This window comes from Amycolatopsis sp. A1MSW2902, from assembly GCF_017312175.1.
GTDB lineage: Bacteria > Actinomycetota > Actinomycetes > Mycobacteriales > Pseudonocardiaceae > Amycolatopsis > Amycolatopsis nivea.
Genome location: NZ_QJPO01000001.1, coordinates 416,108 through 440,581, shown reverse-complemented (window position 1 = coordinate 440,581; position 24,474 = coordinate 416,108). Strand labels below are relative to the sequence as shown.

At 69.3% G+C, this 24,474-nt stretch carries 17 protein-coding genes and 1 pseudogene; 9 read left to right on the top strand and 9 right to left on the bottom strand.

What is annotated here, in order from left to right:
* Complete coding sequence (locus DMP23_RS02065) at positions 1-570, bottom strand: TetR/AcrR family transcriptional regulator (RefSeq protein ID WP_337819983.1); 570 nt, start codon at positions 568-570, stop codon at positions 1-3.
* A gap of 71 nt (positions 571-641) precedes the next feature.
* Here DMP23_RS02065 and DMP23_RS02060 point away from each other — a divergent pair, with 71 nt between their 5' ends.
* Positions 642-1,034 (top strand): nuclear transport factor 2 family protein, encoded by a 393-nt coding sequence (locus DMP23_RS02060; protein ID WP_037814988.1) that lies wholly within the window; start codon positions 642-644, stop codon positions 1,032-1,034.
* A 183-nt stretch (positions 1,035-1,217) separates the two neighbouring features.
* Positions 1,218-2,420, top strand: a complete 1,203-nt coding sequence (locus DMP23_RS02055) for an MFS transporter (RefSeq protein WP_439098630.1) — start codon at positions 1,218-1,220, stop codon at positions 2,418-2,420.
* A 549-nt stretch (positions 2,421-2,969) separates the two neighbouring features.
* On the opposite strand, the gene DMP23_RS02050 is transcribed toward DMP23_RS02055, so the two are convergent.
* On the bottom strand, positions 2,970-3,254 hold the full coding sequence (locus DMP23_RS02050) for a hypothetical protein (RefSeq protein WP_337819982.1): 285 nt from the start codon (positions 3,252-3,254) through the stop codon (positions 2,970-2,972).
* 303 nt (positions 3,255-3,557) lie between these two features.
* Here DMP23_RS02050 and DMP23_RS02045 point away from each other — a divergent pair, with 303 nt between their 5' ends.
* On the top strand, positions 3,558-3,992 hold the full coding sequence (locus tag DMP23_RS02045) for a PadR family transcriptional regulator (protein ID WP_240691473.1): 435 nt from the start codon (positions 3,558-3,560) through the stop codon (positions 3,990-3,992).
* A gap of 128 nt (positions 3,993-4,120) precedes the next feature.
* Positions 4,121-7,648, top strand: coding sequence for a DNA polymerase III subunit alpha (gene dnaE / locus DMP23_RS02040; protein ID WP_337819981.1), 3,528 nt, complete (start codon positions 4,121-4,123; stop codon positions 7,646-7,648).
* 22 nt (positions 7,649-7,670) lie between these two features.
* Here dnaE and DMP23_RS02035 read toward each other — a convergent pair.
* Together DMP23_RS02035 and DMP23_RS02030 are read right to left on the bottom strand one after the other, a co-directional pair.
* A pseudogene (locus tag DMP23_RS02035) lies at positions 7,671-7,994 on the bottom strand (hypothetical protein); the annotation flags it as partial.
* Between the two features lie 71 nt (positions 7,995-8,065).
* Entirely contained in the window at positions 8,066-13,528 is a 5,463-nt protein-coding gene (locus DMP23_RS02030) for an ATP-binding protein (RefSeq protein WP_337819979.1), read from the bottom strand.
* 443 nt (positions 13,529-13,971) lie between these two features.
* On the opposite strand from DMP23_RS02030, the gene DMP23_RS02025 reads away from it, so the two are divergent.
* The 4 genes from DMP23_RS02025 to DMP23_RS02010 are packed head-to-tail and all read left to right on the top strand — an operon-like array spanning position 13,972 to position 18,918.
* The gene (locus DMP23_RS02025; RefSeq protein ID WP_336159078.1) at positions 13,972-15,498 is read left to right on the top strand and encodes a sugar ABC transporter ATP-binding protein; all 1,527 of its coding nucleotides are present in this window, start codon (positions 13,972-13,974) and stop codon (positions 15,496-15,498) included.
* Positions 15,495-16,484 carry an ABC transporter permease gene (locus DMP23_RS02020; RefSeq protein ID WP_037818734.1) on the top strand — a complete coding sequence of 330 codons (990 nt, stop codon included), beginning with the start codon at positions 15,495-15,497 and terminating at the stop codon, positions 16,482-16,484. Before DMP23_RS02025 ends, DMP23_RS02020 begins: the two co-directional genes overlap by 4 nt.
* Positions 16,485-16,506: 22 nt before the next feature.
* Positions 16,507-17,508, top strand: coding sequence for a substrate-binding domain-containing protein (locus tag DMP23_RS02015; RefSeq protein ID WP_238607259.1), 1,002 nt, complete (start codon positions 16,507-16,509; stop codon positions 17,506-17,508).
* Between the two features lie 3 nt (positions 17,509-17,511).
* A complete protein-coding gene (locus DMP23_RS02010) occupies positions 17,512-18,918 on the top strand; it encodes an L-fucose/L-arabinose isomerase family protein (protein ID WP_336159077.1) in 1,407 nt (468 codons plus the stop codon).
* Between the two features lie 187 nt (positions 18,919-19,105).
* Here the strand turns inward: DMP23_RS02010 and DMP23_RS02005 are convergent, their stop codons facing one another.
* The 5 genes from DMP23_RS02005 to DMP23_RS01985 are packed head-to-tail and all read right to left on the bottom strand — an operon-like array spanning position 19,106 to position 23,458.
* A complete protein-coding gene (locus DMP23_RS02005) occupies positions 19,106-19,726 on the bottom strand; it encodes a nuclear transport factor 2 family protein (RefSeq protein WP_337819978.1) in 621 nt (206 codons plus the stop codon).
* Positions 19,707-20,993 (bottom strand): MFS transporter, encoded by a 1,287-nt coding sequence (locus tag DMP23_RS02000; protein WP_337819977.1) that lies wholly within the window; start codon positions 20,991-20,993, stop codon positions 19,707-19,709. The genes DMP23_RS02005 and DMP23_RS02000 overlap by 20 nt, the downstream gene beginning before the upstream one ends.
* Before the next feature lie 32 nt (positions 20,994-21,025).
* A complete protein-coding gene (locus DMP23_RS01995; protein ID WP_337819976.1) occupies positions 21,026-21,871 on the bottom strand; it encodes a sugar phosphate isomerase/epimerase family protein in 846 nt (281 codons plus the stop codon).
* On the bottom strand, positions 21,868-22,668 hold the full coding sequence (locus DMP23_RS01990) for an SDR family NAD(P)-dependent oxidoreductase (RefSeq protein ID WP_337819975.1): 801 nt from the start codon (positions 22,666-22,668) through the stop codon (positions 21,868-21,870). Before DMP23_RS01990 ends, DMP23_RS01995 begins: the two co-directional genes overlap by 4 nt.
* Before the next feature lie 37 nt (positions 22,669-22,705).
* Positions 22,706-23,458, bottom strand: coding sequence for an alpha/beta fold hydrolase (locus DMP23_RS01985; protein ID WP_337819974.1), 753 nt, complete (start codon positions 23,456-23,458; stop codon positions 22,706-22,708).
* A 109-nt stretch (positions 23,459-23,567) separates the two neighbouring features.
* Between DMP23_RS01985 and DMP23_RS01980 the strand changes: the two genes are divergently transcribed.
* Positions 23,568-24,473, top strand: a complete 906-nt coding sequence (locus DMP23_RS01980; protein WP_337819973.1) for a LysR family transcriptional regulator — start codon at positions 23,568-23,570, stop codon at positions 24,471-24,473.
* Position 24,474: the final 1 nt, after the last annotated feature.

Sequence of the window (24,474 nt, the reverse complement as noted above, 5' to 3'; positions counted from 1 at the left end):
TCAGGACGCGCCGAGCACGCGCAGCACCGTGGCAGACAGCTCTTTCTCGGCTTCGGCCGGCGAAAGCCGCCCCGCGTCGGCCTCGCCCGCGGCTGCGTGGCCCAGCTGGATGATCACCGTGACCAGCCAATCCGCCGGCGGCTGCCGGTCGAACTCCCCGGCGAGCTGCCCGCGTTCGACAATCCGCCGCAACCGCTCGGCGACCGGCTCGTGCTGCTCGCGTCCGTCCTCGGCGGAGGACGCCGTGGAGGAGAACCGGCGCAGCAGCGACGGATAACGCGAGGACGCCCGGCGCGCGGCGTTGAGCACCCGCAGGATCGCGTCCGCCGCCGGTCCGGTGTCCGGCCCCGCGGCGTCCATCGCGTCGACGGCTTCCTCCGTGAGCCGGTCGAGGACCGCGGCCAGAAGCCGTTCGCGGGAAGGGAAATGGGCGTACACGGTCTGCCGGGTCACGCCCGCCGCCGTGGCGATGCCCTCGACGCTCGCGTCCGGATCTGTTTCCAGCACACGGAGCGCCGCGTCGAGGATCGCGGCTCGGCTGCGCTGGGCGTCCGCGCGGAGTTTCACCATCTCTTACACCTTGTCAAGGTTAGCTCGAACGGATATCTTACAGGGTGTCAGAGTTTATCTGGGAGGGGTTCATGGGCACACTCGAACACGCTGATCCGAAGGCATTCATCGCGCGCTTCTTCACTTCTTTCACCGACGATCTGGTGCACACCGACGAGGACGCGGCGACGGTGGTCGACCGCTATCACACGCCCGACGTCGTGCAGATCGCCGACGGGGTGCGGATCGACCGCGCGCGGCTGGTCGCGCATTGCCGTCCGGTGCGGAAGAACCGGCCGGACAGCCGGATCGAAGTCCACGACGCGATGGCCGACGGCGACCGCGTCGCCGCGCGGTACACGCTGCACGTTCGCCAGCGAGGAAAGGAGCTCGAGATCGAGGTGTCGTTCTTCGGCCGGTTCGCCGAGGACGGCCGGATGCGCGAGGCGCACCTGCTCACTCGTTCGGCGAAAGCGCCCGAGTAACCCGATTCCTCCGGTTTTGCTTGGTATGTCAGGGATGTGCTGAGTCCACATGCGACTCTTGCCTCTCCGCCGCACCGGGTGTAGACCAAGCCGGTGACCGAAAACGCAGCCGGGGGCAAGGGAAAACGCAAGCTCAGCGCCGATCAGCGGAACTCGTTCCTCGCCGCGTGGCTCGGCTGGAGCATGGACGCGTTCGACTATTTCCTCGTCGTGTTCGTGCTCGCGGACATCGCGAAGGACAAGTCGTTCGGGGCTACTGCCACCCAGCTGGCGTTCATCACCACCGCGACGCTCGTGATGCGCCCGGTCGGGGCGCTCCTGTTCGGACTGTGGGCGGACCGGTCCGGACGGCGCATTCCGCTGATGGTCGACGTCCTGCTGTATTCCGCGGCGGGCGTGCTGTGCGCGGTCGCGCCGAACTTCACCGTGCTCTTGATCCTGCGGTTCATTTACGGCATCGGCATGGGCGGTGAATGGGGCCTGGGCGCGGCGCTCGCGATGGAGAAGATTCCGGTGGAGCGGCGCGGGTTCTTCTCCGGACTGCTGCAGGCCGGTTACTCCGCCGGGTACCTGCTGGCCGCGCTGGCGTACCTGCTGTTCCACACCGCGCTCGGCCTCGAGTGGCGGTGGATTTTCGTGCTGAGCATCTTCCCGGCGCTGATCAGCCTGCTGATCCGGGCGCGGGTCAAGGAATCCGAGGTGTGGGAGGCGGCGCAGGAGAAGATGCGCGTCACCCGGACGTCGGTCAAGGACGTCCTGTTCAACCCGAAGGTGCTGCGCCGGTTCGGGTACCTCGTGCTGCTGATGACCGCGTTCAACTGGATGTCGCACGGCACGCAGGACGTCTACCCGACATTCCTGAAGGCGACCGAGCACGGCGGCGCCGGCCTGAGCGCGGCGACCAGCACGTGGATCGCCGTGCTGTACAACGTCGGCGCGATCATCGGCGGCCTGGTCTTCGGCTCGCTGTCGGAACGTTTCGGCCGCCGGATGACGATCGTCGGCGCCGCGGTTCTCGGGTTGCCGATCGTCCCGATCTTCGCCGTCGACCACGGAGCCGGGATGCTCGCGCTCGGCTCGTTCCTGATGCAGATCATGGTGCAGGGCGCGTGGGGCGTCATCCCGGCGCACCTCACGGAAATGTCCCCGGACGCGATCCGCGGGTTCTTCCCCGGCGTGACCTACCAGCTCGGCAACCTGCTGGCCGCGCTGAACCTGCCGATCCAGGAAAGCATCGCGCAGTCGCAGGGGTACACGGCCGCGCTGCTGTGGACAGTGATCCCGGTGCTGATCGCGGTCGCCGTGCTGACCTCCCTGGGCAAGGAAGCGAAGTCCATCCGCTTCGGCGGCGAGGGCGCGACCACCGCGCCCGCCGGGTCTTCCTGACCCCTTCTGCCGCTGCTGGGTTCGGGCGGGCTTGCCGTCGAACAATCGCCGATATATCGTGTGCATATCGGCGATTGTTCGACGGAGGAGGAAGACATGACGAGGACCGCAGGCGGAGACCACCTGTTCCGAGGCTTCGGCGGCTCGGAACGCTTCGGCGGGCACGGAGTGCCGTTCGGTTTCGGCCGCCCGGGACCGGTTCACCCTGGTGACGGGGGTCGGGGAGTGCCGTTCGGCAGGCCGGAGGCGCCGGGCGACGGGAGGGGGCGACATCCGGGCGGGCCAGGCGAAGGACACGGGTGGCCTCGGGGAGGCGAGCCGGGCGAGGAGCGCGGGCGTTCGGGCGGCTTCGGTGGCCAGGATGCCTGGTTCGAGCTGGGCGAACGCGGCTGGGCGGGCTTGTTCGGCGGGCGAGGCTTGGGGGTCGGCCAGCATGCGGTGTTCGGTGGGCCCGGGGCCAGGTTCGGGCAGACCGGGCTCTTCGGGGGGCCGGGAGTCGCCTTCGGCTGGCCTGGTCACGGGGGTGAGCACCACGGCTGGTCGGGCGAGTCAGGCGAGCACCACGGTTGGCCGGGCGAACACCACGCGCACCCTGGTCATGCGGGCGACGCGGGGGAACGCCACGTCGACCCCGGTTGTTCGAGTGGGGCGGGGGAACGCCACGTCGACCCCGGTCGTTCGGGCGATGCGGGCGAACACCACGTCCACCCCGGTCATTCGAGTGAGGCGGGGGAACGCCACCCGCACCCCGGCCGTCCGGGCGAGGCTGGTGAGCACCATGTGCACCTCGGCCATCCGGGCGAGCATCCAGGACACCCGGGCTACTCGGACCACCTAGGACATGCGGGCCACCCCGGTCACCCGGGCCATCCGGGCCACCCGGGTCACTCCGGTGACGGGGAAGCCTGGGACGGCACGGTCTTCGAAGCCCGTGGCGGTTTCCCGCCGGGGCCTCCCGGTCCGCCTGGGCCGCCTGGACCGCCGCATCGGCCGGGGTTTCCCGGGTTTCCTGGATTCCCTGGCTTTCCGGGGTTTCCCGGCGGTCCGGGAGGTCCCGGTGGCCCCGGTGGTCCGGGAGGGTTCTTCGGTGGCCCACCCCGCGGTGGTCGGGGTCCGGCGCGGCCGGTGCGTCCGGCGGTGCTTGCCTTGCTCGCGGAGGAACCCCGGCACGGGTATCAGCTGATGCAGGAGATCCGGCGTCGCACGAATGACGAGTGGCGGCCCAGTCCGGGGTCCATTTACCCGATTTTGCAGCAGCTCGAGGACGAAGGCCTGGTCCGCACGGCGGAGGAGGGCGGTCGGCGGGTCGCGCATCTCACGGAGGCGGGGCGGGAGCACGTCGCGGGGCGCGAGGAGGAGTTCGCCGCGCTGTGGGCGTCGCCGGCTCGTGACGAGGATCCGGGTGCGGACCGGTTCGCGGCGCTGTATCAGCAGATCGGCGAGTTGGCCGGGGCGGCGGCGCAGGTCGCGCACACGGGCAGCGAGGCGCAGTGCGCGGAGGCGCGCAAGGTGCTCCGCGAAGCCCGCCGCCGGTTGTATGCGTTGCTCGCGGACGACGACTCCGAAGACTAGAAACCATCGGTTGGCGAGTCCATTGTGGACTCGCCAACCGGCGGTCACCTCGGGCTACAACCGGAGGTGGTCCGAGCGCGCGTGTCGGTTGTTGGACGGCGGCGCGGTGCGGCGGGTCCAATGCGGCCATGCCATCGTTTGTGCACCTGCACGTCCACACCGAGTATTCGATGCTGGACGGTGCGGCGAAGATCGGTCCCCTTTTCGCGGAGGCGGCCCGGCTGAACATGCCGGCGGTGGGGATGACTGATCACGGGAACATGTACGGCGGGGACGAGTTTTATCAGACGTCGAAGAAGCACGGGATCAAGCCGATCATCGGGATCGAGGCGTACATCGCGCCGGAGTCGCGGTTTCACAAGAAGCCGGTGTTCTGGGGGCAGGCGTCGCAGCGGGGGTCGGACGAGTTCGGCGAGGGCGGCGACGTCTCGGGTGGCGGTGCGTACACGCACATGACGATGGTGGCGGGGAACGCGACGGGGTTGCGGAATCTGTTCAAGCTGTCGTCGCTGGCGTCGATTCAGGGGTATTACCGCAAGCCGCGGATGGACCGGGAGCTGATCGCGGAGAACGCGTCCGGGATCATCGCGACGACGGGGTGTCCGTCGGGCGAGGTGCAGACCCGGTTGCGGCTGGGCCAGCGGGAGGCGGCGATCCAGGCGGCCTCGGATTACAAGGACATCTTCGGGGCGGGGAACTTTTTCCTGGAGCTGATGGACCACGGGCTGCCGATCGAGCGGTCGGTGCGCGAGGGTTTGCTGGAGATCGGGAAGCTGCTGGACCTCCCGCCGCTGGCCACCAACGATTCGCACTATGTGACGAAGGACCAGGCGGACACGCACTCGGCGTTGCTGTGCGTGCAGGCGGGCAAGACGCTGAACGACCCGACGCGGTTCAAGTTCGACGGGGACGGTTATTTCCTGAAGTCCGCGGAGGAGATGCGCGAGTACTGGGACCGGGAGGTTCCGGGGGCGGCGGACAACACGTTGTTGATCGCGGAGCGGGTCGAGTCGTACGAGGACGTGTACACGCACAAGGACCGGATGCCGGTCTTCGACGTCCCCGAAGGACACACCGAAACCACCTGGCTTCACCATGAAGTGATGTCCGGGCTTGAGCACCGGCTGCCGGACGGAGTGCCCGGCGAATACCGGGAGCGCGCCGAGTACGAGCTCAAAGTCATTGTGGAGAAAGGGTTTCCCGGGTACTTCCTCATCACGGCTGACCTCATGACGCACGCCCGCGCGGCGGGAATCCGCGTGGGGCCGGGACGCGGGTCGGCGGCGGGGTCGCTGGTCGCGTACGCGCTTCGCATCACCAATCTCGACCCGATCCGGCACGGTCTGCTGTTCGAGCGGTTCCTCAACCCGGAACGAGTGTCCATGCCGGACATCGACATGGACTTCGACGACCGCCGCCGCGGCGAGATGATCCGGTACGCCACCGAGAAATACGGGTCGGACCGGATCGCGCAGGTGATCACCTTCGGCACCATCAAGACCAAGGCGGCGATCAAGGATTCCGCGCGCGTCCACTTCGGACAACCAGGGTATTCGATCGCGGACCGGATCTCCAAAGCGTTGCCGCCGCCAGTGGCCGCCAAGGACATTCCGTTGTCGGGCATCGTGGACGCCAGGCACGAGCGCTACGCCGAAGCGGCGGAGGTGCGCACGCTGGTCGAGACCGACGAAGAGTGCAAGACGATCTTCAACACCGCCCGCGGCCTGGAGGGGCTGATCCGCAACGCGGGTGTGCATGCCTGTGCGGTGATTATGTCCAGTGAACCGTTGCTGAACGCGATTCCGTTGTGGCGAAGGGACGACGGGTCGATCATCACCGGCTGGGACTATCCGTCGTGCGAGGCCATCGGCCTGCTCAAGATGGACTTTCTCGGACTGCGCAACCTCACCGTCATCGGCGACGCGATCGACAACGTCCAAGCCAACCGCGGCGAAGACGTCGACCTCGACCGGCTGGCCACCGATGATCCCGAAACCTTCGCCCTGCTGGTCCGCGGCGACAGTCTTGGCGTGTTCCAATTGGACGGTGGCGCGATGCGGGATCTGTTGCGCCGCATGCGTCCCACCGGATTCGAGGACATCGTGGCCGTCAACGCGCTCTACCGGCCGGGTCCGATGGCGATGAACACGCACAACAACTACGCCGACCGCAAGAACAAGCGGCAAGCCATCGAACCGATCCATCCGGAACTGGAAGAACCGCTGCGCGAGATCCTCGCCGAAACGCACGGTCTGGTGGTGTATCAGGAACAGATCATGCAGATCGCGCAGAAGGTCGCCGGATACTCGATGGGTCGCGCGGACGTCCTGCGGCGTGCGATGGGCAAGAAGAAAAAGGAAGTCCTGGAAAAGGAATTCGAGGGCTTCCGTGCCGGGATGATCGACAACGGCTTCTCCGGCGAGGCTGTGCAAGCGTTGTGGGACACGATCCTGCCTTTCGCGGGCTATGCCTTCAACAAGTCGCACGCGGCCGGGTACGCGCTGGTCGGGTACTGGACGGCGTATCTGAAGGCGAATTACACCGCGGAGTACATGGCCGCGTTGTTGACGTCGGTGGGCGACAACAAGGACAAGTCGGCGATCTATCTGTCGGAGTGCCGCCGGCTGGGGATCAAGGTGCTGCCGCCGGACGTGAACGAGTCGGCGTTGCGGTTCGCGGCCGTCGGGAACGACATCCGGTTCGGTCTGGGCGCGGTGCGCAACGTGGGCGCGAACGTGGTGGAGTCGATCATCAAGACGCGCGAGGAGAAGGGCAAGTACTCCTCGTTCACCGAGTTCCTGGACAAGTCGGAGCTGGTGGCCTGCAACAAGCGGGTGATCGAGTCGCTGATCAAGGCGGGCGCGTTCGATTCGATGGGGCACACGCGGCTGTCGATGATCCAGGTGCACGAGGACGCGGTGGAAGCCGTCGTCCCGCTCAAGCGTCAGGAAGCGATGGGCCAATTCGACCTCTTCGGCGGAGAAAACAAGGAACCGGCTTCTTCGCCGTTGGCGCACGTGAAATTCACCGCCGAAGAGTGGCCGCGCAAGCAGTTGCTGGCGCACGAGCGGGACATGCTCGGCCTCTACGTTTCAGCGCATCCCTTGGACGGGGCGGAAGGCGTCCTTCGCAAACACGCGCCCCGCACGATCGCGTCGATTATCGACAACCCGCCGAAGGAAGGCGAACTCGTCGTCGCCGGGTTGATCACTTCGCTGGAGCGGCGGGTGAACAAAAAGGGCGAACCTTGGGCGATCTGCACGGTCGAGGATTTGGACGCGTCGCTCGAGGTGTTGTTCTTCGCCAAGTCGTACGCGTTGTGCGCGGCGGATCTGGTGGAGGACAACGCGGTGCTGGTGAAGGGCCGGGTCAACTGGCGGGAGGACAAGATGTCGGTCTTCGGGGCGGATCTGGCGCCGCTCGACCTGACGGAACTCGGGGAAACGCCGCTGGTGCTGCACACGCGGGCGGAGAAGGTGACGCTGCCGGTGGTGCTGGAGCTCAAGCAGACTTTGCTGGCGCACCAAGGAAATACGCCGGTCCATCTGCACGTGGGGGAGCAGCGGTACGCGCTGGACGGCTATTCGGTGAAGGTGACTCCGGCGCTGCTGGGCGAGGTGAAAACGATCCGGGGAATCACCGTGGGTGCCGGGTGAGTACCGGCACCCACGGGAGTCCTCAGCGCTTCAATCCGTGTTCGATCGCCTCGATGATCCGGGGCCGGAGCTGTGCGGTGCTGACGATCGCGTCCACCGATCCGACCTCGACGGCGCGCTGGATGCTGTGCACCCGGTCGAACTCCGACGCCACCTCGCCGAGCTTTTCGGCTCGCACTGACGATGTGACCTCTGCCAGTTCGGCCGCGCAAGCGGCCCGCTCGGCTCCGCTCAGTTCGCCGAGCCGCTTCTGCAGACCGGCCACCCGCGGGTCGTTCGCCGTCCGGGTCTTCACCTCGCCGGCGAACACCACCGCGGCCGCTGGAGCGCCGCCGAGCACCGCGCTGCTGGGTGAGGTGAAGACGATCCGGGGAGTCACCGTGGGTGCCGGGTGAGTACCGGCACCCACGGGAGTCCTCAGCGCTTCAATCCGTGCTCGATCGCCTCGATGATCCGGGGCCGGAGCTGCGCGGTGCTGACGATCGCGTCCACCGATCCGACCTCGACGGCGCGCTGGATGCTGTGCACCCGGTCGAACTCCGACGCCACCTCGCCGAGCTTCTCGGCCCGCACTGACGACGTGACTTCCGCCAGTTCGGCCGCGCAAGCGGCCCGCTCGGCTCCGCTCAGTTCGCCGAGCCGCTTCTGCAGACCGGCCACCCGCGGGTCGTTCGCCGTCCGGGTCTTCACCTCGCCGGCGAACACCACCGCGGCCGCCGGAGCGCCGCCGAGCACCGAAGCGAACGAGCCCTCCAGCGCCAGCACCGTCATGTTCGGGTTCAGCGCCTTCGAGAACACCACGAACGCGCCGCCGTGGTAGCGCGAGATCACCGTGAACACGATCGGTCCCTCGAAGTTCACGATCGCGCGGCCGATCTCGGCCCCGTACTCCAGCTGGAGCTTCTTCATCGACTCCGGCGAGCCGTCGAAGCCGGACAGGTTCGCCAGCACCACCAGCGGACGGTTGCCGCTCGCCGCGTTGATCGCGCGGGCCGCCTTCTTCGACGACTTCGGGAACAGCGTGCCCGCGGTGAACGTGTCCGGGCCGTCGGTGGGCGGGAAGCCGCGGCGGGGCACCGAACGCGATTCGATGCCGAGCAGGCACACCGGGTGGCCGCCGATGTGCACGTCCTGCACCGCCGCGGTGTCCGCGTCCGCCATGCCCGCCCAGCGTTCCAGCACCGGGTGGTCCTGGTCGGAGAGCGCGCGCATCACCGTGCGGATGTCGAACGGCTTCTTGCGGTCCGGGTTGTGCTCGGCGGAGAAGATCTGGCCCACCGTGGCGAAGTCGCTGCCGACGACGGCGTGCGGGTAGTCCGACACGTCGCGGCCCGCCGGGTCGCTGGTGACCGCCTGGCGCGGGCCCGCTTCGCCCGGCACGACGTAGGTGTGCGCGTAGTGCGCCATCAGCACGTCGCGCGCCCCGGCGAGGTTCGGCGCCCAGTACTGCGCCTGCCCGTTCGGGCCCATCACCCGGTCGTAGCCGCCGATGCCGAAGTTGTCCTCGGCCGACACGCCGCCGGAGAAGTCCAGCGACTGCTTGCCGGTGAGCACCATCGCCGAATCCGGCGTCATCACCAGGATGCCCTTGGTGTGCATGAGCATCGTGGCCTCGGCGTTCCAGTACGGCTGCGCGCCCACGGTGATCCCGGCGACCACGATGTTGATCTCGCCGCCGTCCTGGGTGAACTCCACGATCCGCTTGAGCGCGGCCGCGACCCAGTCCATGTTCTCGGTGCCGGACTCCATCGAGATCCGCGCGCCGGACGACAGCGCGAACCACTCGACCGGAACCCGCAGCTCTTGCGCCAGGTTCAGCGCCGCGATCACCCGCGTGCACTCCGGTTCGGCCAGCGCGCCGAGCGACTTCGTCGGGTCGCCCAGCAGCACCACGCGCTTGACGCCCTCGGGCACCAGGTCGGTCGGCGTGCTGACCACGCCGGCCACGAGCCCGGCCTTGTTCTGCCCGCGCGGCCGGTCGACCGGCACCAGCGCGCCGGTGTCGTCGAGGTCGTGCTCGGTGAAAGTGCCGCCGCCGGCCAGCAGTTCGGTGAGCTCGTACGGGTACACCGTGTCGCGGCGAGCCGCGCGCAGCACCTTCTGCCGGTAGTCGTCGAGCGGCTGCACCGGTTCGGTGTTCGGGGCCTCGACCGACAGCCGCACGCCCGCGCCGACCTCGTTGCGGACCGTCACCGCGATGTCGGTCAGCTCGCCGGTTTCGGAGTTCCGCTGCCGGGCGAGGAACTGGATCTCCTCCAGGCCCGCGCCGGCGGTCGTCGGCAGCACGCGGCGGGCGAGCAGGTTCAGCTCGTCCATCGTCAGGTCGCTCGGCGGCCACACGTAGATGACGATCCGGTTGGTGTCGAACCGGTTCTTCGCCGGACGCCGCGCCTGCGCGTTGCGGACCGCGTCGAGGCACGCGGCGAGCGTGTCCTCGGCCGAGGGCAGCGACACGAGCCTGCCGTCCGCCTCGCGCAGCGGCGTCAGGTCGCGGACCTGCGACATCGCGATCAGCCGCTCGTCGGCCGGGTTCGCCTTCGCGGTGCCGGTGAACAGGTACACCTCTTCGTCCGCCGACGGCAGCCGCGTGAGGTCGAATTCCTGCAGCCGCTCCAGCTGGAGGCGCTCGGCGACGCGCGGGTGCAGCCCGCGGATCACGCGGTCCTCGGCGAAGCCGGATTCGGTCCGGCGGAAGGTGAAGTGGTGGTGCATCACCGCGCCGCCGCCGCCGGCGACGGTGGTGACCACCCGGTCGACGTCGGCCGGAAGCGGTTGCGCGGCAACGATTTCGCCCAGCTTCGCGGCCATCGCGTCGCTGTCGGGCTGGTCGGTCCACTTGAGATACACGTCCGCCGCGACCGGCACCCCGGCGCCGTCGGACAGCTCGGCCACCGCGCGCATCGCGTCCGGCAGCTGCGGGAAGTCGACCGCGGTGGTGACCACGCGCGCCGGCTCCGGATGCGAGGCAGTGACGAACGAACAGCCCGCGACCTCGCGCACGCGCACGTCGGTGAGCGCCTTGTTGCCGTAGTAGCGCCGGCTCAGCACCTCGAGCATCGGGGCCGGGTCCGCGCCCGGCCGCCCGATCCGCTGGCCGAGCAGCCGAACCAGCGGCTCGTTGCTCGACACCATGCCGGAGATCCGCTCGGCGCGGTCGGCCGCGTCCGGGTTGCGGTCGAGGTAGCGCAGGTGGCCGCGGATCTCCGCGTACACCTCGGCGCGCGCCCGGCGCAGCATCGGCTGCGCGAACCAGCGGAACACCACGCCGCGGGCGAGGTCGCTGACCGCCGGGAACCGCAGCTGGGTGGCGGCGATCAGGTGCTCGAGCGCGAGCCCGGCCGTCTCCCGCAGCTCGGCCGAGGGCGGGGCCTCGGTGAGCCACTGCCGCAGCAGCGCGGACACGATCGCGCTGTCGCTCGAAGCCCGTTGCTGGGCAAGGAAAATCCGGAAGACCGCCTCTTCCAGCTCCGGCGTGCGCTCCAGGTCGCCGACGCCGTAGTGGCCGAGCACGCGGCGCAGCCTGCCCTGGAATTTCTCCGGCAGCCCGGCGCGCTCGACGTCGAGGCTCTGCAGGTAGGTGTGGAAGTACTCGCGGGCGCTGTGCACCGGGCTCGACGCGCTGAGGTCGTCCGCGGCCGGCTTGTTCCGGCTCAGCTCGGACAGGTCGGCGAACACGTCGAGCAGTTCGAGCTCGCCCTCCAGCGGACGCGCCGGCAGCTCCGCGCGCGCCGCCAGGTAGCCGCTGAGCACCCGGCCCTGGTCGTGCGGGTCGACGTCGAAGCCGAGCAGCAGGCTGCGCAGATCCTGCCTGCCGCGCTCGACCAGGTCGGCCGCGCTCGTGCCGTCCTGTTCGGCGGGCAGGTCGATCTCGGCGGTCTCGGCCTGCGCGGCGGCCTCGTCCTCGGCCTCGTCGGCGAGCGGTTCGAGGCGCAGCAGCGGAGCGCCGGTCTCCACCTGGCTGCCGATCGACACCGGGAGTTCCTTGACCCGGGCCCGGAACGGCGCGCGCAGCACCGTCTCCATCTTCATGCTTTCCAGCACGAGCACCGGCGCGCCGGACTCGACCTCGTCGTCCACCGCGACCGGCGTGGCGACCACCAGCGCGGGCGCGGGGGAGCGGACGACGCCGCCCTCGTCGCGGCTGATCCGGTGGGTGATGCCGTCGACCTCGACCAGGTGGGTCGGCCCGTGCGTGCCGGTGACGAGCCGGAACCGGGTGCCGTTGACGGTGATTTGCCCGCTGTACTCGTCGAACCGCTCGAGTTCGACGTCGGCCGGGTGCACGTCGCCGCCGCCGCTGACACCGACCCGGAACCGCTTCGGCCCGGTGCGCGCGACCGTGACGCGGTAGGACGCGCCGCGCAGCTTCAGGTCGAGCGGACGGATTTCGTGGCGCACCTGCGGACGGCCGCCGAACGCGGTGGACAGCAGGCGCTGCCTGCCGACCTCCTCGTCGTCCTCGTAGGCCTCGATCGCCGCCGCGGCGAGCGCGACCGCGGAATGCCGCGTGGTGACGAGACGGCCCTCGGCGCGGACGCGGTCGATCCAGCCGGTGTCCGCGCTGGCGTCGATGACCTCGGGCTGGTCGAGCAGGTCGAGCACGAAGCTCTTGTTGGTGGCGCCGCCCTCGATGAGCACGGACGTCTCGGCCATCGCCCGGCGCAGCCGCGCGAGCGCCTGGTCGCGGTCGCGGCCGTAGGCGATGATCTTGGCGATCATCGAGTCGAAGTCGGCGGGGATCGTGTCGCCCTCGCTGACGCCGGTGTCGACCCGGATGCCGGGGCCCGCGGGCAGCAGCAGCCGCGCGATGCGGCCGGGGGACGGCGCGAAGTCGCGGTCCGGGTCCTCGGCGTTGAGCCGCGCTTCGACGGCGTGCCCGGACTCCTCCGGCTGCGTGCCTTCGAGCTTGCCGCCGGACGCGACGTGCAGCTGCAGCCGCACGAGGTCGGTGCCGGTGGTGATCTCGGTGATCGGGTGCTCCACCTGGAGGCGGGTGTTGACCTCGAGGAAGGCGAACATCCGGTCGCCGGGGTGGTAGAGGAATTCGACGGTGCACGCGCCGCGGTAGCCGACCGCGACCGCGAGCCGCTCGGCCGACGCCTTCAGCTCGGCGGTCTGCTCCGCGCCGAGCACCGGCGACGCCGACTCCTCGATGATCTTCTGGTTGCGCCGCTGCACCGAGCAGTCGCGGACGCCGAGCGCCCACGCCGTCTCGCCGTCGGAGATCACCTGGACCTCGACGTGCCGCGCGCCGGTGACCAGGCGCTCCAGGAACACGACGCCGCTGCCGAACGCGCGGAGCGCCTCCTGGCTGGTGCGCTCGTACGCCTCGGTGAGGTCGCCCGCCGACTCGACCTTGCGGATGCCGCGCCCGCCGCCGCCCGCGGTGGCCTTGAGCATCAGCGGGTAGCTGATCTTGTCGCCCGCCGCGAGCGCTTCCTCGAGCGTCGCGACCTCGCCGCCGCTCCACGGAGCGACCGGGACGCCGACCTCCTCGGCGATCAGCTTCGCGCCGATCTTGTCGCCGAGCTTGCGCATCGCGTCCGCGCTCGGGCCGACGAAGGCGACCCCGATCTTGTCGCACAGTTCGGCGAACGCCGGGTCCTCGGCGACGAAGCCCCAGCCGACCCACGCGGCGTCGGCCTTGGTGTCGACCAACGCCTTCTCCAGTTTGGCGAGGTCGAGGTAGGGCCGCGCGGAGGCGGGGCCGAGCGAATAGGCGACGTCGGCTTCGCGGACGAAAGTCGCGGTGGCGTCCGCGTCCGTGTAGAGCGCGACCGTCTCGATCCGTCGCCCGGTCTCGGCGGACAAGTCCCGGACGGCGTGGATCAGCCGCATCGCGGCCTCTCCGCGGTTGACGATGGCGACGCGATTGAACACGGACAAAGCCTCCCAGTGAACCTGACTGCACCACGCACAGCAGGCGACGCCGGACCCGCCGGAACGTCGCCTGTCTTCGTCGTACACATTGCTCCCTTACCGCCGGGTACACCAATGTCGCGGATGACGCATGCCGCGCCTGCCGGTTTGTAGGAACCCGCCAAAAACGGCTCGTGTCACGTCGTCCGGGCCTCGTTTATCGCGAGGTATGCCACAAATCACGCCCGGCCGGCCAGGGGCGGAGGCAACTGGACGGCCAGGCGTTTCCAGGGGGTCGGACAGGGGTCACCCGCAGTTCAGGCGGCGGAGCGGAACGTGCCCGGCGGAACCGGAGCCGAGGCTCCCCTGAACTGGGAAAATGTGACCCTTGACACTCCGGCGGGGTGCCCCTACCGTCGCGGGTAATCGATTTCTCGACGTGGGGCGGGCCGAGAGGGCGGGGCATGGGCGACGGCGTCGCGCTGGCCGAGCTGGCCGGCGTCAGCAAGACCTACGGCGGGGTGCGTGCCCTGGGCGCGGTGGACTTCACCGCGGCGAAGGGGGAGGTGCACGCGCTGCTCGGCGAGAACGGGGCAGGCAAGTCCACGCTGCTGAAGATCTTGTCGGGGGAGATCGCCGCCGGGGAGGGGGCGATCCGGATCGCGGGGGAGGCGGTCCGGTTCGCCCGCCCGGCCGACGCGCGCCGCGCCGGGGTCGCGATGATCCATCAGGAACTGGACCTCGTCCCCGCGCTTTCCGTGGCGGAGAACGTCTTTCTCGGCCGCGAACCGCACACCCGCGGCGGCACGGTCGACCGGCGGCGGATGGTCGCGGCCACCCGCGAGGTGCTGGAACGCTCCGGCGTCGACCTCGATCCGCGCACGCCGGTCGAACGGCTGCGCACTGGCGAACAGCAGCTCGTCACCATCGCGAAAGCGCTGTCGCTGGACGCGCGGATCCTGCTGATGGACGAACCGACGTCGGCGCTGTCGCCGCGCGAGGTCGAGCGGCTGTTCACGGTCATCGACCAACTGCGCGCGGACGGGGCGGCGATCGTTTACGTGTCGCACCGGATGGACGAGATCGGGCGGGTCGCGGACCGGGCGACGGTGCTGCGCAACGGCGAGGTCGTCGCGGAGTTCAGCGCGGCCGAGCTGACTGCCGAGCGGGCCGCGGAGGCGATGGTGGGCCGTCCGGTGCACCTCATGTTCCGCGCGGACAGCGTGCCCTCGCCGAGTCAGGACGAGGTGCTTCGCGTCGAGGATCTTGTGATGCGGCCGCGCGCCGGGCGGCGGGAGCCGGACGGGATCAGTCTCACCGTGCGGGCCGGAGAGATCGTCGGCGTCGCCGGATTGCTCGGCGCGGGACGGACCGAGTTGCTGGAGGCGCTGTACGGCGCTGCCGGGGGAAAGTTGTTGAGCGGGCGGATTTTCCTGCGCGGCAAGGAGTTCCGGCCGCGCTCGCCGCGCGGGTCGCTGCGGTCGGGGATCGCGTTCGTGCCCGAGGACCGGCGGATCGCGGGGCTGGCGCTGGAGCATTCCGTCGTGGCGAACACCGTTCTGTCCATTGTGGACCGGCTGGCGCGGTTCGGGATCGTTCCCGGCAGGCGCGAGCGGACGGTGGCCGGGGAGGAAGCGGGGAGGCTCGGGGTGAAACTGGGGTCGCTCGCCGATCCGGTGGGTTCGCTGTCCGGCGGGAATCAGCAGAAAGTGGTGCTGGGACGGGCTTTGCTGACCGAACCGGCGCTGCTGTTGCTCGACGAGCCGACGCGCGGGGTGGACGTCGGGGCGAAGGCGGAGATCTACCGGCTGCTCGGCGAGGCCGCGCGGAGCGGCGTCGGGGTGCTGCTGGCGTCCTCGGAACCGGCCGAGCTGGTCGGCGTGTGCGACCGCGTGGTGGTGCTGCGCGGCGGACGCAGCGTGCACGAGCTCGACACGGCTCAGGCCGGCGAGGCGGAACTGCTCGCCGCGTCGATGGGAGACGTCCGGTGAACGGGCGTTCCGTGCTGGCCGCGGTGTTCCGGTTCCAGAGCGTCTTCGGGCTCGTGCTGGTCTTCGCGGCCGCGATCGTCTTTTCCCCGCACCGCGACGGGGAGCTGGTGTTTCTCGGCAGCGGCAACCTGTTCAACGTCGTCCGCGCGATTTCCGAGATCGGCATCATCGCGGTCGGCATGACGCTGGTGATCCTGGTCGGCGGCATCGACCTGTCGGTGGGCTCGGTGATGGGGCTGGCCAGCGTCGGCGTCGCGCTGCTGCTCACCAGCGGCGGCTGGGGACTCGTGCCGGGCGTGCTGCTGATCCTCGCGCTCGGCTTCGGTTTCGGGCTGCTGCAAGGGATCGCGAGCGCGCGGTTCCGGATCCAGTCGTTCATCGTGACGCTCGCCGGGATGCAGATCGCCCGCGGGATCGCCCGGATGTGGTCCGGCGGCGAGGGCGTTTCGATCACCTACGGCACGGGTCCCGGCCAGGCTCCGGTGCCGTTCTCGCTGCTGGGCGAGCGGACGTTCGGCGGCGTGGTGCCGATCCCGGCGCTGTTCTTCGTGGTCGTCGCGGCGCTCGCGGTGCTGGTGCTGCGGGCGAGCGCGTTCTCGCGGCACGTGTACGCGATCGGCGGAAACGAGAAGGCCGCGGTGCTGTCCGGGGTGCCGGTGATCCGGGTGAAAGTGCTGGTCTTCGGCCTGTGCGGGCTGCTCGCCGCGCTGGCCGGGATCGTCCACGCGGGACAGTACAACTTCGGCGGGCCCAACGACGGCACCGGGTACGAGCTCAACGCGATCGCCGCCGTCGTGATCGGCGGGACCAGCCTGTCCGGCGGGCGCGGGTCGGTGTCCGGCACCGTCGCGGGCGCCCTGCTGGTCGGCGTGCTCGACAACATCCTCCAGCTCAACGACATCGATTCGAACGTCCAGCTGATCGTGGTCGGCGTGGTGATCGTGCTGGCCGCGGGCCTGCAGCGGCTGCGCCCGGCCACGGCATAGGCGTCCGGGAAAAGGGGAGCAGATGTCCGGCATCATCCGCGGCGGGGCGGTCCTGGCGGGGCTGGCCCTCGTCGCCGCCTGCGGCACCACGCACGAGAACGCGCCGGGCGCGTCGTCCGGCGCCGCGCCGGCCGCGAAACAATGCCACGGCCCGAGCGGGAAATACAAAATCGGGATGAGCCAGGCGAATCTCGCCGAACCGTATCGCGTCCGGATGGACGACGACATCCGCAAGGCTGCGGCGGGCGTGCCGCAATTCAGCGTCAGTTACGCGGATGCCGCGCAGGACAACGCGAAACAGGTCGAGCAGGTCAATACGTTCCTGACCCAGGGCATCGACCTGCTGATCATCAGCCCGAACGAGGCGACGCCGCTGACCGGAGTCGTGAAGAAGGCTTACGACCAGGGGATCCCGGTGCTCGTGCTGGACCGGAAGGTGGACGGCGACGGGTACACGTCGTTCATCGGTGCGGACAATGTGGACATCGGCCGTCAGGCGGGCAAGTTCTTCGCCGAGAAATTGCTGCCGCAGGGCGGGAAAGTCGTCGAGCTGAAGGGTCTCGCTGGATCGACGCCTGCCAAGGAACGCAGCGATGGATTCAACCAGGGCATTACGGACCGCAATATCACCGTCGTGGGCAGCGCGGACGCGGATTGGTTGCGGGACAAGGGACAACAGCAGGCGGACGCGTTGCTGAAAGCGCATCCGGACGCGCAAGCGATGTTCTCCGAGAACGACCCGATGGCCGAGGGCGCGCGCATCGCCGCGCAGAACGCGGGCCGCGCGGACCTGCCGATCGTCGGCATCGACGGCCTGCCGGTGCCCGAAGGCGGCATCAAAGCGGTGGAGGCCGGACGGTTGTCGGCCACGTTCATCTACCCGACCGGCGGCAAGGAAGCCGTTGCGGCAGCGAAGAAACTGCTCGTCGACTGCCAGACCGTGCCCAAGACGCAGACCCTGCCCACCCGCCTGGTGACGCGCGACAACGCCGCCCAGGTGTACGCCGAACTGAACCGGAGCTGACCTATGGCGCGAATCGGTGTCCTCGCCGTCTCCGACGGGCGCGACCACGTGCACCGGCGGAACACCGGCTTCATCCGGTCCAAAGTGGACGAGTTCACCGCCGCCTTGACCGCGGCGGGCCACGACGTCGTCACCGGAGGGCTGGTAGCCACGAACACCACCGCGACCGCGGCCGCGCGCTCGGTCGCCGCGAGTTCGGTGGACGTGACGGTGCTGTACTACGCGGTGTGGGCGTTTCCGCACTTCACCATGCTGGCCGCGGACGCGACCCCGGGCCCGCTGCTGCTCGTCGCGAGCACCGACCCGACCGAGCCCGGGTTGGTCGGAATGCTCGCCGCAGGGGGCGCGCTCGACCAGATCGGCCGCACGCACACCCGTTTGTGGGGCTCGCCGTCCGACCCGGAACTGATCGCCGAAGTCGGCGCGCACGCGAGCGCCGCCGCTGCCGTCGGTTCGTTGCGCGGTTCGACCTTCGGCCGCTTCGGCGGACGGCCGATGGGCATGAACACCGCGGTGGCCAATACCGATCAGTGGATGCGCCAATTCGGCGTGGACGTCGAGGAAATCGACCAATACGAACTGGTCCGCCGCGCCGAATCCGGCCCCTCTTCCGCGGCTGCGGACGGTCGGAAATGGCTGGAAGAGCATGCCACCGTGCACTACGATGGAGATCGGCTCACCCCGGAGTTGCTGGAACGCCAACTGCGTCTTTACCTTGCCGTGCGCGATGTCGCTGCCGAACGCCACCTGGATTTTTCTGGGATCAAAGCACAACCGGAGCTGACCGAGCACTTCGCGACCGCCGATGTCGCCGAGGCGCTGCTCAACGATCCGTACGACTGGAACGGCCCCAAAGCCGTGCACGTCACCGCCACCGAAGCGGACATGGACGGTGCGCTGACCATGCAGCTGATGCATCGGATCACCGGGACGCCGGTGCTGTTTGCTGATGTCCGGCATTACCACCCGGACCGCGACGTGTGGGACCTGTGCAACTCCGGCCAGCACGCGACGTGGTTCGCCGCGCGGAGCGAGGACCCGGCGGAGAACCTGGCGCGGGTGCACCTTTATCCGGAGGTGTTCTTCTTCCCCGCGGGCGGGGCTTCGGTGCAGCACATCGCCGCCCCCGGCCGGATGACCTTGGCGCGGTTGAGCCGGTTGGACGGGGAGTATCGGATGCAATTGGTGCTGGGGGAGTTCGAGAACTACGACGCGCGGACGACGGAGGAGCTGGTGTCGCGCTCGACGCCGGAGTGGCCGCACGCGTTCGCGCGTCTGGATGTGGCTTCGGAGACGTTTTTGTCGCGCTTCGGGGCGAATCACGTGCATGCGGTGCCGGGGGATCGGCGGAGAGAACTGCGCGCGGCGGCTCGGTTGATGGGGGTGCGGGTGGAGGAGTGGAGCCGGTGACCCTCTGCTCGACGGCTCGCTGAGGCTTTCCGGCGGCGAGTGCGCCGCGCTCGTGGGGCTGGCACTCGTTGGCGAGGTCCGTGAAGGGCTCCTTGAGGGAATCAGATTCCTTCAAGGAGCCCTTCACGGACCTACAGCCGGAGGGAAACCGCCCAGCGCGGCTCGTCGGCCGGTGCTCCGCATGACTTCAGCGGAGCGGGATCCCCGGTGTGCTCGAGCCCGCCAGCCACTCGTCCCCTTCCCGGTACAGCGTCTCGACGGCGGCGCCGGTCAGGCCGGGGAGGCCCTCCCGCACGGTGAACCCGGCCTTCGTCTGGACGTAGCCGAGGTGCCGGTAGCCGATCGGAAAGCGGCCGAGCACAGCCGGATCGAGGGACAGCGAAGCCGCCGGGTCGACGGCATCGAGCCGGTCCTTCTCGTAAATCGGCTGGCGGCGCACGATCTTCCACTGCCGCTCGTGCACCGTGAGGAAGTCGTAGAACCGGCCGGTGCACACCACGTCCACGGGCACGCCGTCGACGTCCGCGCGCTGGTTGATGGTCATCTTCGTCTGGGCGACCGCGCGATCGCCGGCGATGTCGGCGGTGTGCCCGCCCAGGAAGTGCAGGATGCTCACCCCGTTCTCGAATCCCGCGCGGCTGGCGGCGATGAACTCGGACGCCGGGCCCTGGAACCAGGTCGCGCTCATCCAGCCCGTGCGAGGATGCCACACCGTGGCGAACCGATCCCAGTCCCCAGCGTCTCGCCACAGGGCCCAGTTTTCCGCCAGCGCACGGATTTCGAGCCGGTCAGTGTCTGTTGTGGACAAGAGAGTTCCCTTCGGCGGAGACCGCTGTCCTGGCTTGTTCGCGGATCGGCAGGAGCAGGAATACCCCCAGCAACGGGCCGGCCGCCAGAACTGCGAGGGCGAGGAACAGCGAACCGGTGGCGCTGAACACCGCACCCACCGCGACCGGAGCGAAGACACCGCCGAGTTGCCAGGCGGTGTTGGCGAAACCGAAGGACCCGCCGACGAACCGCGGATCCGCGTACTGGGGCACGGTCGAGTTCGTGAGCACCGTATAGCCGTAGACGCCGAGCCCGAGGAACGGAGCGAGCACGAGCAGCATCGAGTAGCTCCGGACCAGTCCGAACACCGCCAGGATGAGCGCGAAGTACCCGCTGAGCACCATCAGATGCGTCTTGCGGGTGCCGCGGACGCGGTCGGACAGGAAGCCGACCAGCGGTTTGACCCCGATGGCCGTGGTGCTGACGACGACCATCACCAGCGCCGCCTTCCCGGCGGACAGGCCGAGCGCCTTGACCATCAGCGAATTGCCCCAGGCCAGGAACCCGAGGGTGGCCCATTGCATGCCGAGGCCGGCCGCCGCGAGCGACACCAGGTTGCGATTGGCGAACATCGCGCGCAGACCGAGCCGTCCGCCGCCCGGAGCCGGGGGTTCGCCGGCGGGTTCGACCGGGGACGGCGGATTGTTGCGCAGGAGGGCCCAGCACACCGCGCCGACGGCGACGGTCAGCGCGCCGAGGAGGTAGTAGACGCCGTTCCAGTGCAGGGCCGTCAGCAACTCCGGGATGGAGGCGTTCGCGATCACCCCTCCCAGCGCGGTCGACGTGATGTACAGGCCGAACGCGGTGCCGCGTTCGCGGGGCGGGAACCAGCGGCTGATCAGCTTGGTGAAGGACGCGACGTCGGCGCCGCTGACCAGCCCGATGAGGATCTGGATCGCGATTCCCACGCCGACGTTCTTGACGCTGCCGAATGCGAAGGTCAGCATTCCCGCGGTCACCAAGGAGATCCCGGCTGCCATCCGGCCGCCGATCAGGTCGGCGACGATGCCGCCGGGGATGTTGGTGACGACGTAGCCGATGGACAGCGCCGTGGCGAAGATCCCGAGCTGGGCCACGGAAAGTCCGAGGGAATGCGAAGCGTCGACGGCGACCACCGACCACGCGGTGCGGTTGATGTAGATGAGGGTGAAAGCCAGCCAGCAGCTGGCCAAGATCACCCAGCGGTAGCGGGAAACGGCCGGGTGCTCGGGCAGGGCTTTGCCTGCGGACGGCTCCGCGGTGTCCATGCGAGGACCTCCTTGTCCTGGATGGTGAGGTGTCAGTGCAGCAAGCCCCACTCGCGGAGCTGTGCCGCGTTGTGGCGCAAGGCGGCGCGTGGGGCACGGTCGAGGCTCATGTCCTCCACGGACACCCAGCCGCGGTATCCGTGCTCGTGAAGGAGTCCGAGGACGTGCGGGACGTCGACCTCGCCGTCTTCGAGCGGCGTCCATCCCGGCCGCCATGCCCCGCCCGGCGACCGGAAGTGCGCGGCGTTCTTCAGATGCACGTGCCCGAGGTGATCGCCGAGCAGGTCGAGCGCGATTTCGTGCGCCTCGTAGCCTTCGAAGACGAAATTCCCGACGTCGTAGATGACGCCGACGTGCGCCGGATCGAACCGCGCGACCACCCGGTGCGCCAAAGACGCGCTGGAGCAGATGGTGTTGTGGTGGATCTCCAGCAACGCCCGGACACCGGTTTCCTTTGCCGTTGCCTCGACGTCGGCGAAGAACGCGACCGTTTCCGCGTAGAGGACGGAATACGGTTTGTTCGTGCGGGAGATTCTCGGTGCCTGCAACCGGATCTGTCCGGTGCCGGCGGCAGCGGCCATGTCGCAGGCCAGCCGGAGCGTGGCGGTGTCGCCGACTTCGACGTAGGGCGCCAGTCCGACCACTTCGAGCCCCGCCGCGCGAGTTTCCGCCGCCACGCTCTCCGCCGCCGCGACGTCGAGCGGGAGGGTGGACCGGTGGTCGACGAGGAACGGGTGCGCGGGAGGCGAATCCGGGATGCTGCCGGGACGCGGCTCGACGCGCCATTCGACACCGCCGAACCCGGCCGCGGCGATTTCGGCGATCGATTCGCCGATGTCCAGGGTGGGCAACGAGATCGTCGCGACGCTGAACCTCATCGCCGCGAAGAGCGCTCGACGGCGAGCGGCGTCCGGGGGAGCGGGGCGAGCTGGGCGCCGCCGCAGACGTGCAGGACTTCGCCGGTGATGAAGGACGCGGCGGGCGAGGCGAGGAACGCGACGGCGTTCGCGACATCGCGGGGTTCGGCCATGCGCGGGAGCGGGGTGATCGCCTGGTATTGCTCCATCAGACGCCGCATTTGCTCCTCGTCGCGGTCGTAGCCGGTGAAGTCCGATTCGATGAAGCTGGGCGCCACGGCGTTGGCGGTGACGCGGTACTTCGCCAGTTCGGTGGCGAACGAGCGGGTCATGCCGACGAGGCCGGCCTTCATCGTCGTGTAGGCCACCGGGCCGCCGGAAACCCAGTTCCGCGAGGCGATGTTGACGATCGCGCCGCTGTTCTGCGCCTTGAAGAAACCGAGCGCGCGGCTCACCAGGATCGCCGGCGCGCGCAGGTTCACGCCGCTCATCAGGTCCCAGTCGTCCGGGGCGAGTTCGGACAGGGTCGAACGGCGGTTCACCGCGGCGTTGTTGACGACGACGTCGATCCGGCCGAACCGGGCGCCCGTCTCGTCCACCAGCGACTCGATCGCCTCGACGGACCCGAGGTCGGCGGCGATGTCGACGGCGGGAGCGGCGAACCGCTCGCGGAACCCCGCGACGGTCGCGGCTGCCGCTTCCTTGTTCACGTCCGCCACCACGACGGCGACGCCGTCCTCGAGGAGCCGCGCGGCGATGGCGCTCCCCAGTTTTCCGGCCCCGCCGGTGACGATGGCGACGCGTTGCGGCTCGGTCATTCTCTTCTTTCCTTTCAACGCAAGAAAAAGAACTCGGTCAGCGGATCCAGTCCGCGATGGCGGTCACGACCTCGCCGGGATGTTCGTGGTGGGTCCAATGGCCCCCGGGAAGCACCTGGATCCGGGCGGCAGGAAGGATTTCCCGGGCGAGAGCGGCACGTTCTTCGTTCCGGTAGAACGCCAGGACCGGAACGGGGAACCCGGCGAAGAACCTGGCGGTCTCGGTCTGGAAATGCAGGGCCTCCGGCGCGAAGGCGAAGTCGGCGAACAGATCGCGGATCGCTTCCGGCGTGGCCGAGACCGGCCCGCCGGCGCCCGGCAACGGGCTCGGCCCGGACTTCAGGAAGTGCTCGGCCGCGACGGCGACGGGATCCTCCCGCCGGAGCCGCCCGGCCAGCGCCTCGATCCGCGCGCGGTCGTCGTCGGGAAGCCCGAACGCCGGATCGACGACCACCAGACCGGCGACGAGTTCCGGCTCCCGCCGGGCGAGGAAGGCAGCCGCCTCGCTGCCCGCGGAGTGCCCGACCAGCACGACGCGAGCGAGCCCGAGCTGCTCGAGCACGGCCCGGACGTCGGCCGCGACATCCGGGAGCCGCATGCCCTCGCCCGGCTGGGACTCGCCGTGCCCGCGCAGGTCGACGGCCACGACCGGAGCGAGGGCACGGAGACCGTCGAGGATCGGAGCCCAGTCCGAACGGGACCGGGCCCAGCCGTGCACGAGCACGAACGAGAACGGCGCGGCGTCACCGGAAAACCGCTCGAAAGCCAGCTCGACGATCTTTGCGCTCATGGGGTCCTCCGGGGAGTGTCTTCGGTCCTCAGATCGTCAGCGGCCGCCGGTTATTTAGCAAATACCTGTTATCGGCCATCCCCATGCTCCGAAGGCATAGCATGTCCCCATGCTTGAGTTGCGTCAGCTCGACTACTTCCGCGCGGTGGCCGAATACGGCTCGATCTCGCGCGCCGCGGCCGCACTGCACCTCACTCAGCCCACGCTGAGCAGGCAGATCGCCCAGCTGGAGAAGAACCTCGGGCACCAGTTGCTGCGGCGCACGCCCGCCGGCACCACCCTGACCGTCGCGGGGGAAGGCCTGCGCGCGCACCTGCTGTCGATCTTCGAACTCGTCGACCGGGTCCCGGAAGTCCTCCAAACCGCCTCGGCCGGCGGGCGCCTCGTGCATCTCGGGGTGCCCTCGGGAGTTCCGCGCGGCTGGATCGAGGACTACCTGGCGTCGGTCGCCGCCGAGGCGCCGGAGGTCCGGTTCGCCATCGTCGAGGCCACCAGCGAGGAACAGCGGCGGATGCTCAACAACGGTCTGCTCGATCTGAGCTTGATGCACACCGAACCGCCCGAACTCCACGCGGAATTGCTGTTCCGGCAACGACTCGGCTGCGTCTTCCGCGAGGACGCGCTCCCGGCCGGCCGAACCGAAATCGACGTCACGGACCTCGCGGGCCTGCGCGTCATGGCGCATTCCTCCAAAGGCGAGGAAATCAGCCTCCGCACCGCCGCCGCGACCACCCGGACCGACGTCGACTGGCTGTTTCGCGCCTTCTCCGAACACAGCGAACTGATCGCCACGAGTTCCCGCGTGGACGCGGTCCTCATCGGCAATGCCTCGGCGCGCAAATGGTTTCCCGGCTGGACCTGGGTCCCGCTCAGCGAACACCGGCCCGAACACTGGATGCGCACCTGGGCCGCCTGGGCCGGCACGGACCCGAAATACGGCGACCTGCTCCTGCACTGCCTGCGGGAAACCGCACGGAAATACCGGGCCGATCCCACTTACAACGCGCAGCCGTGAG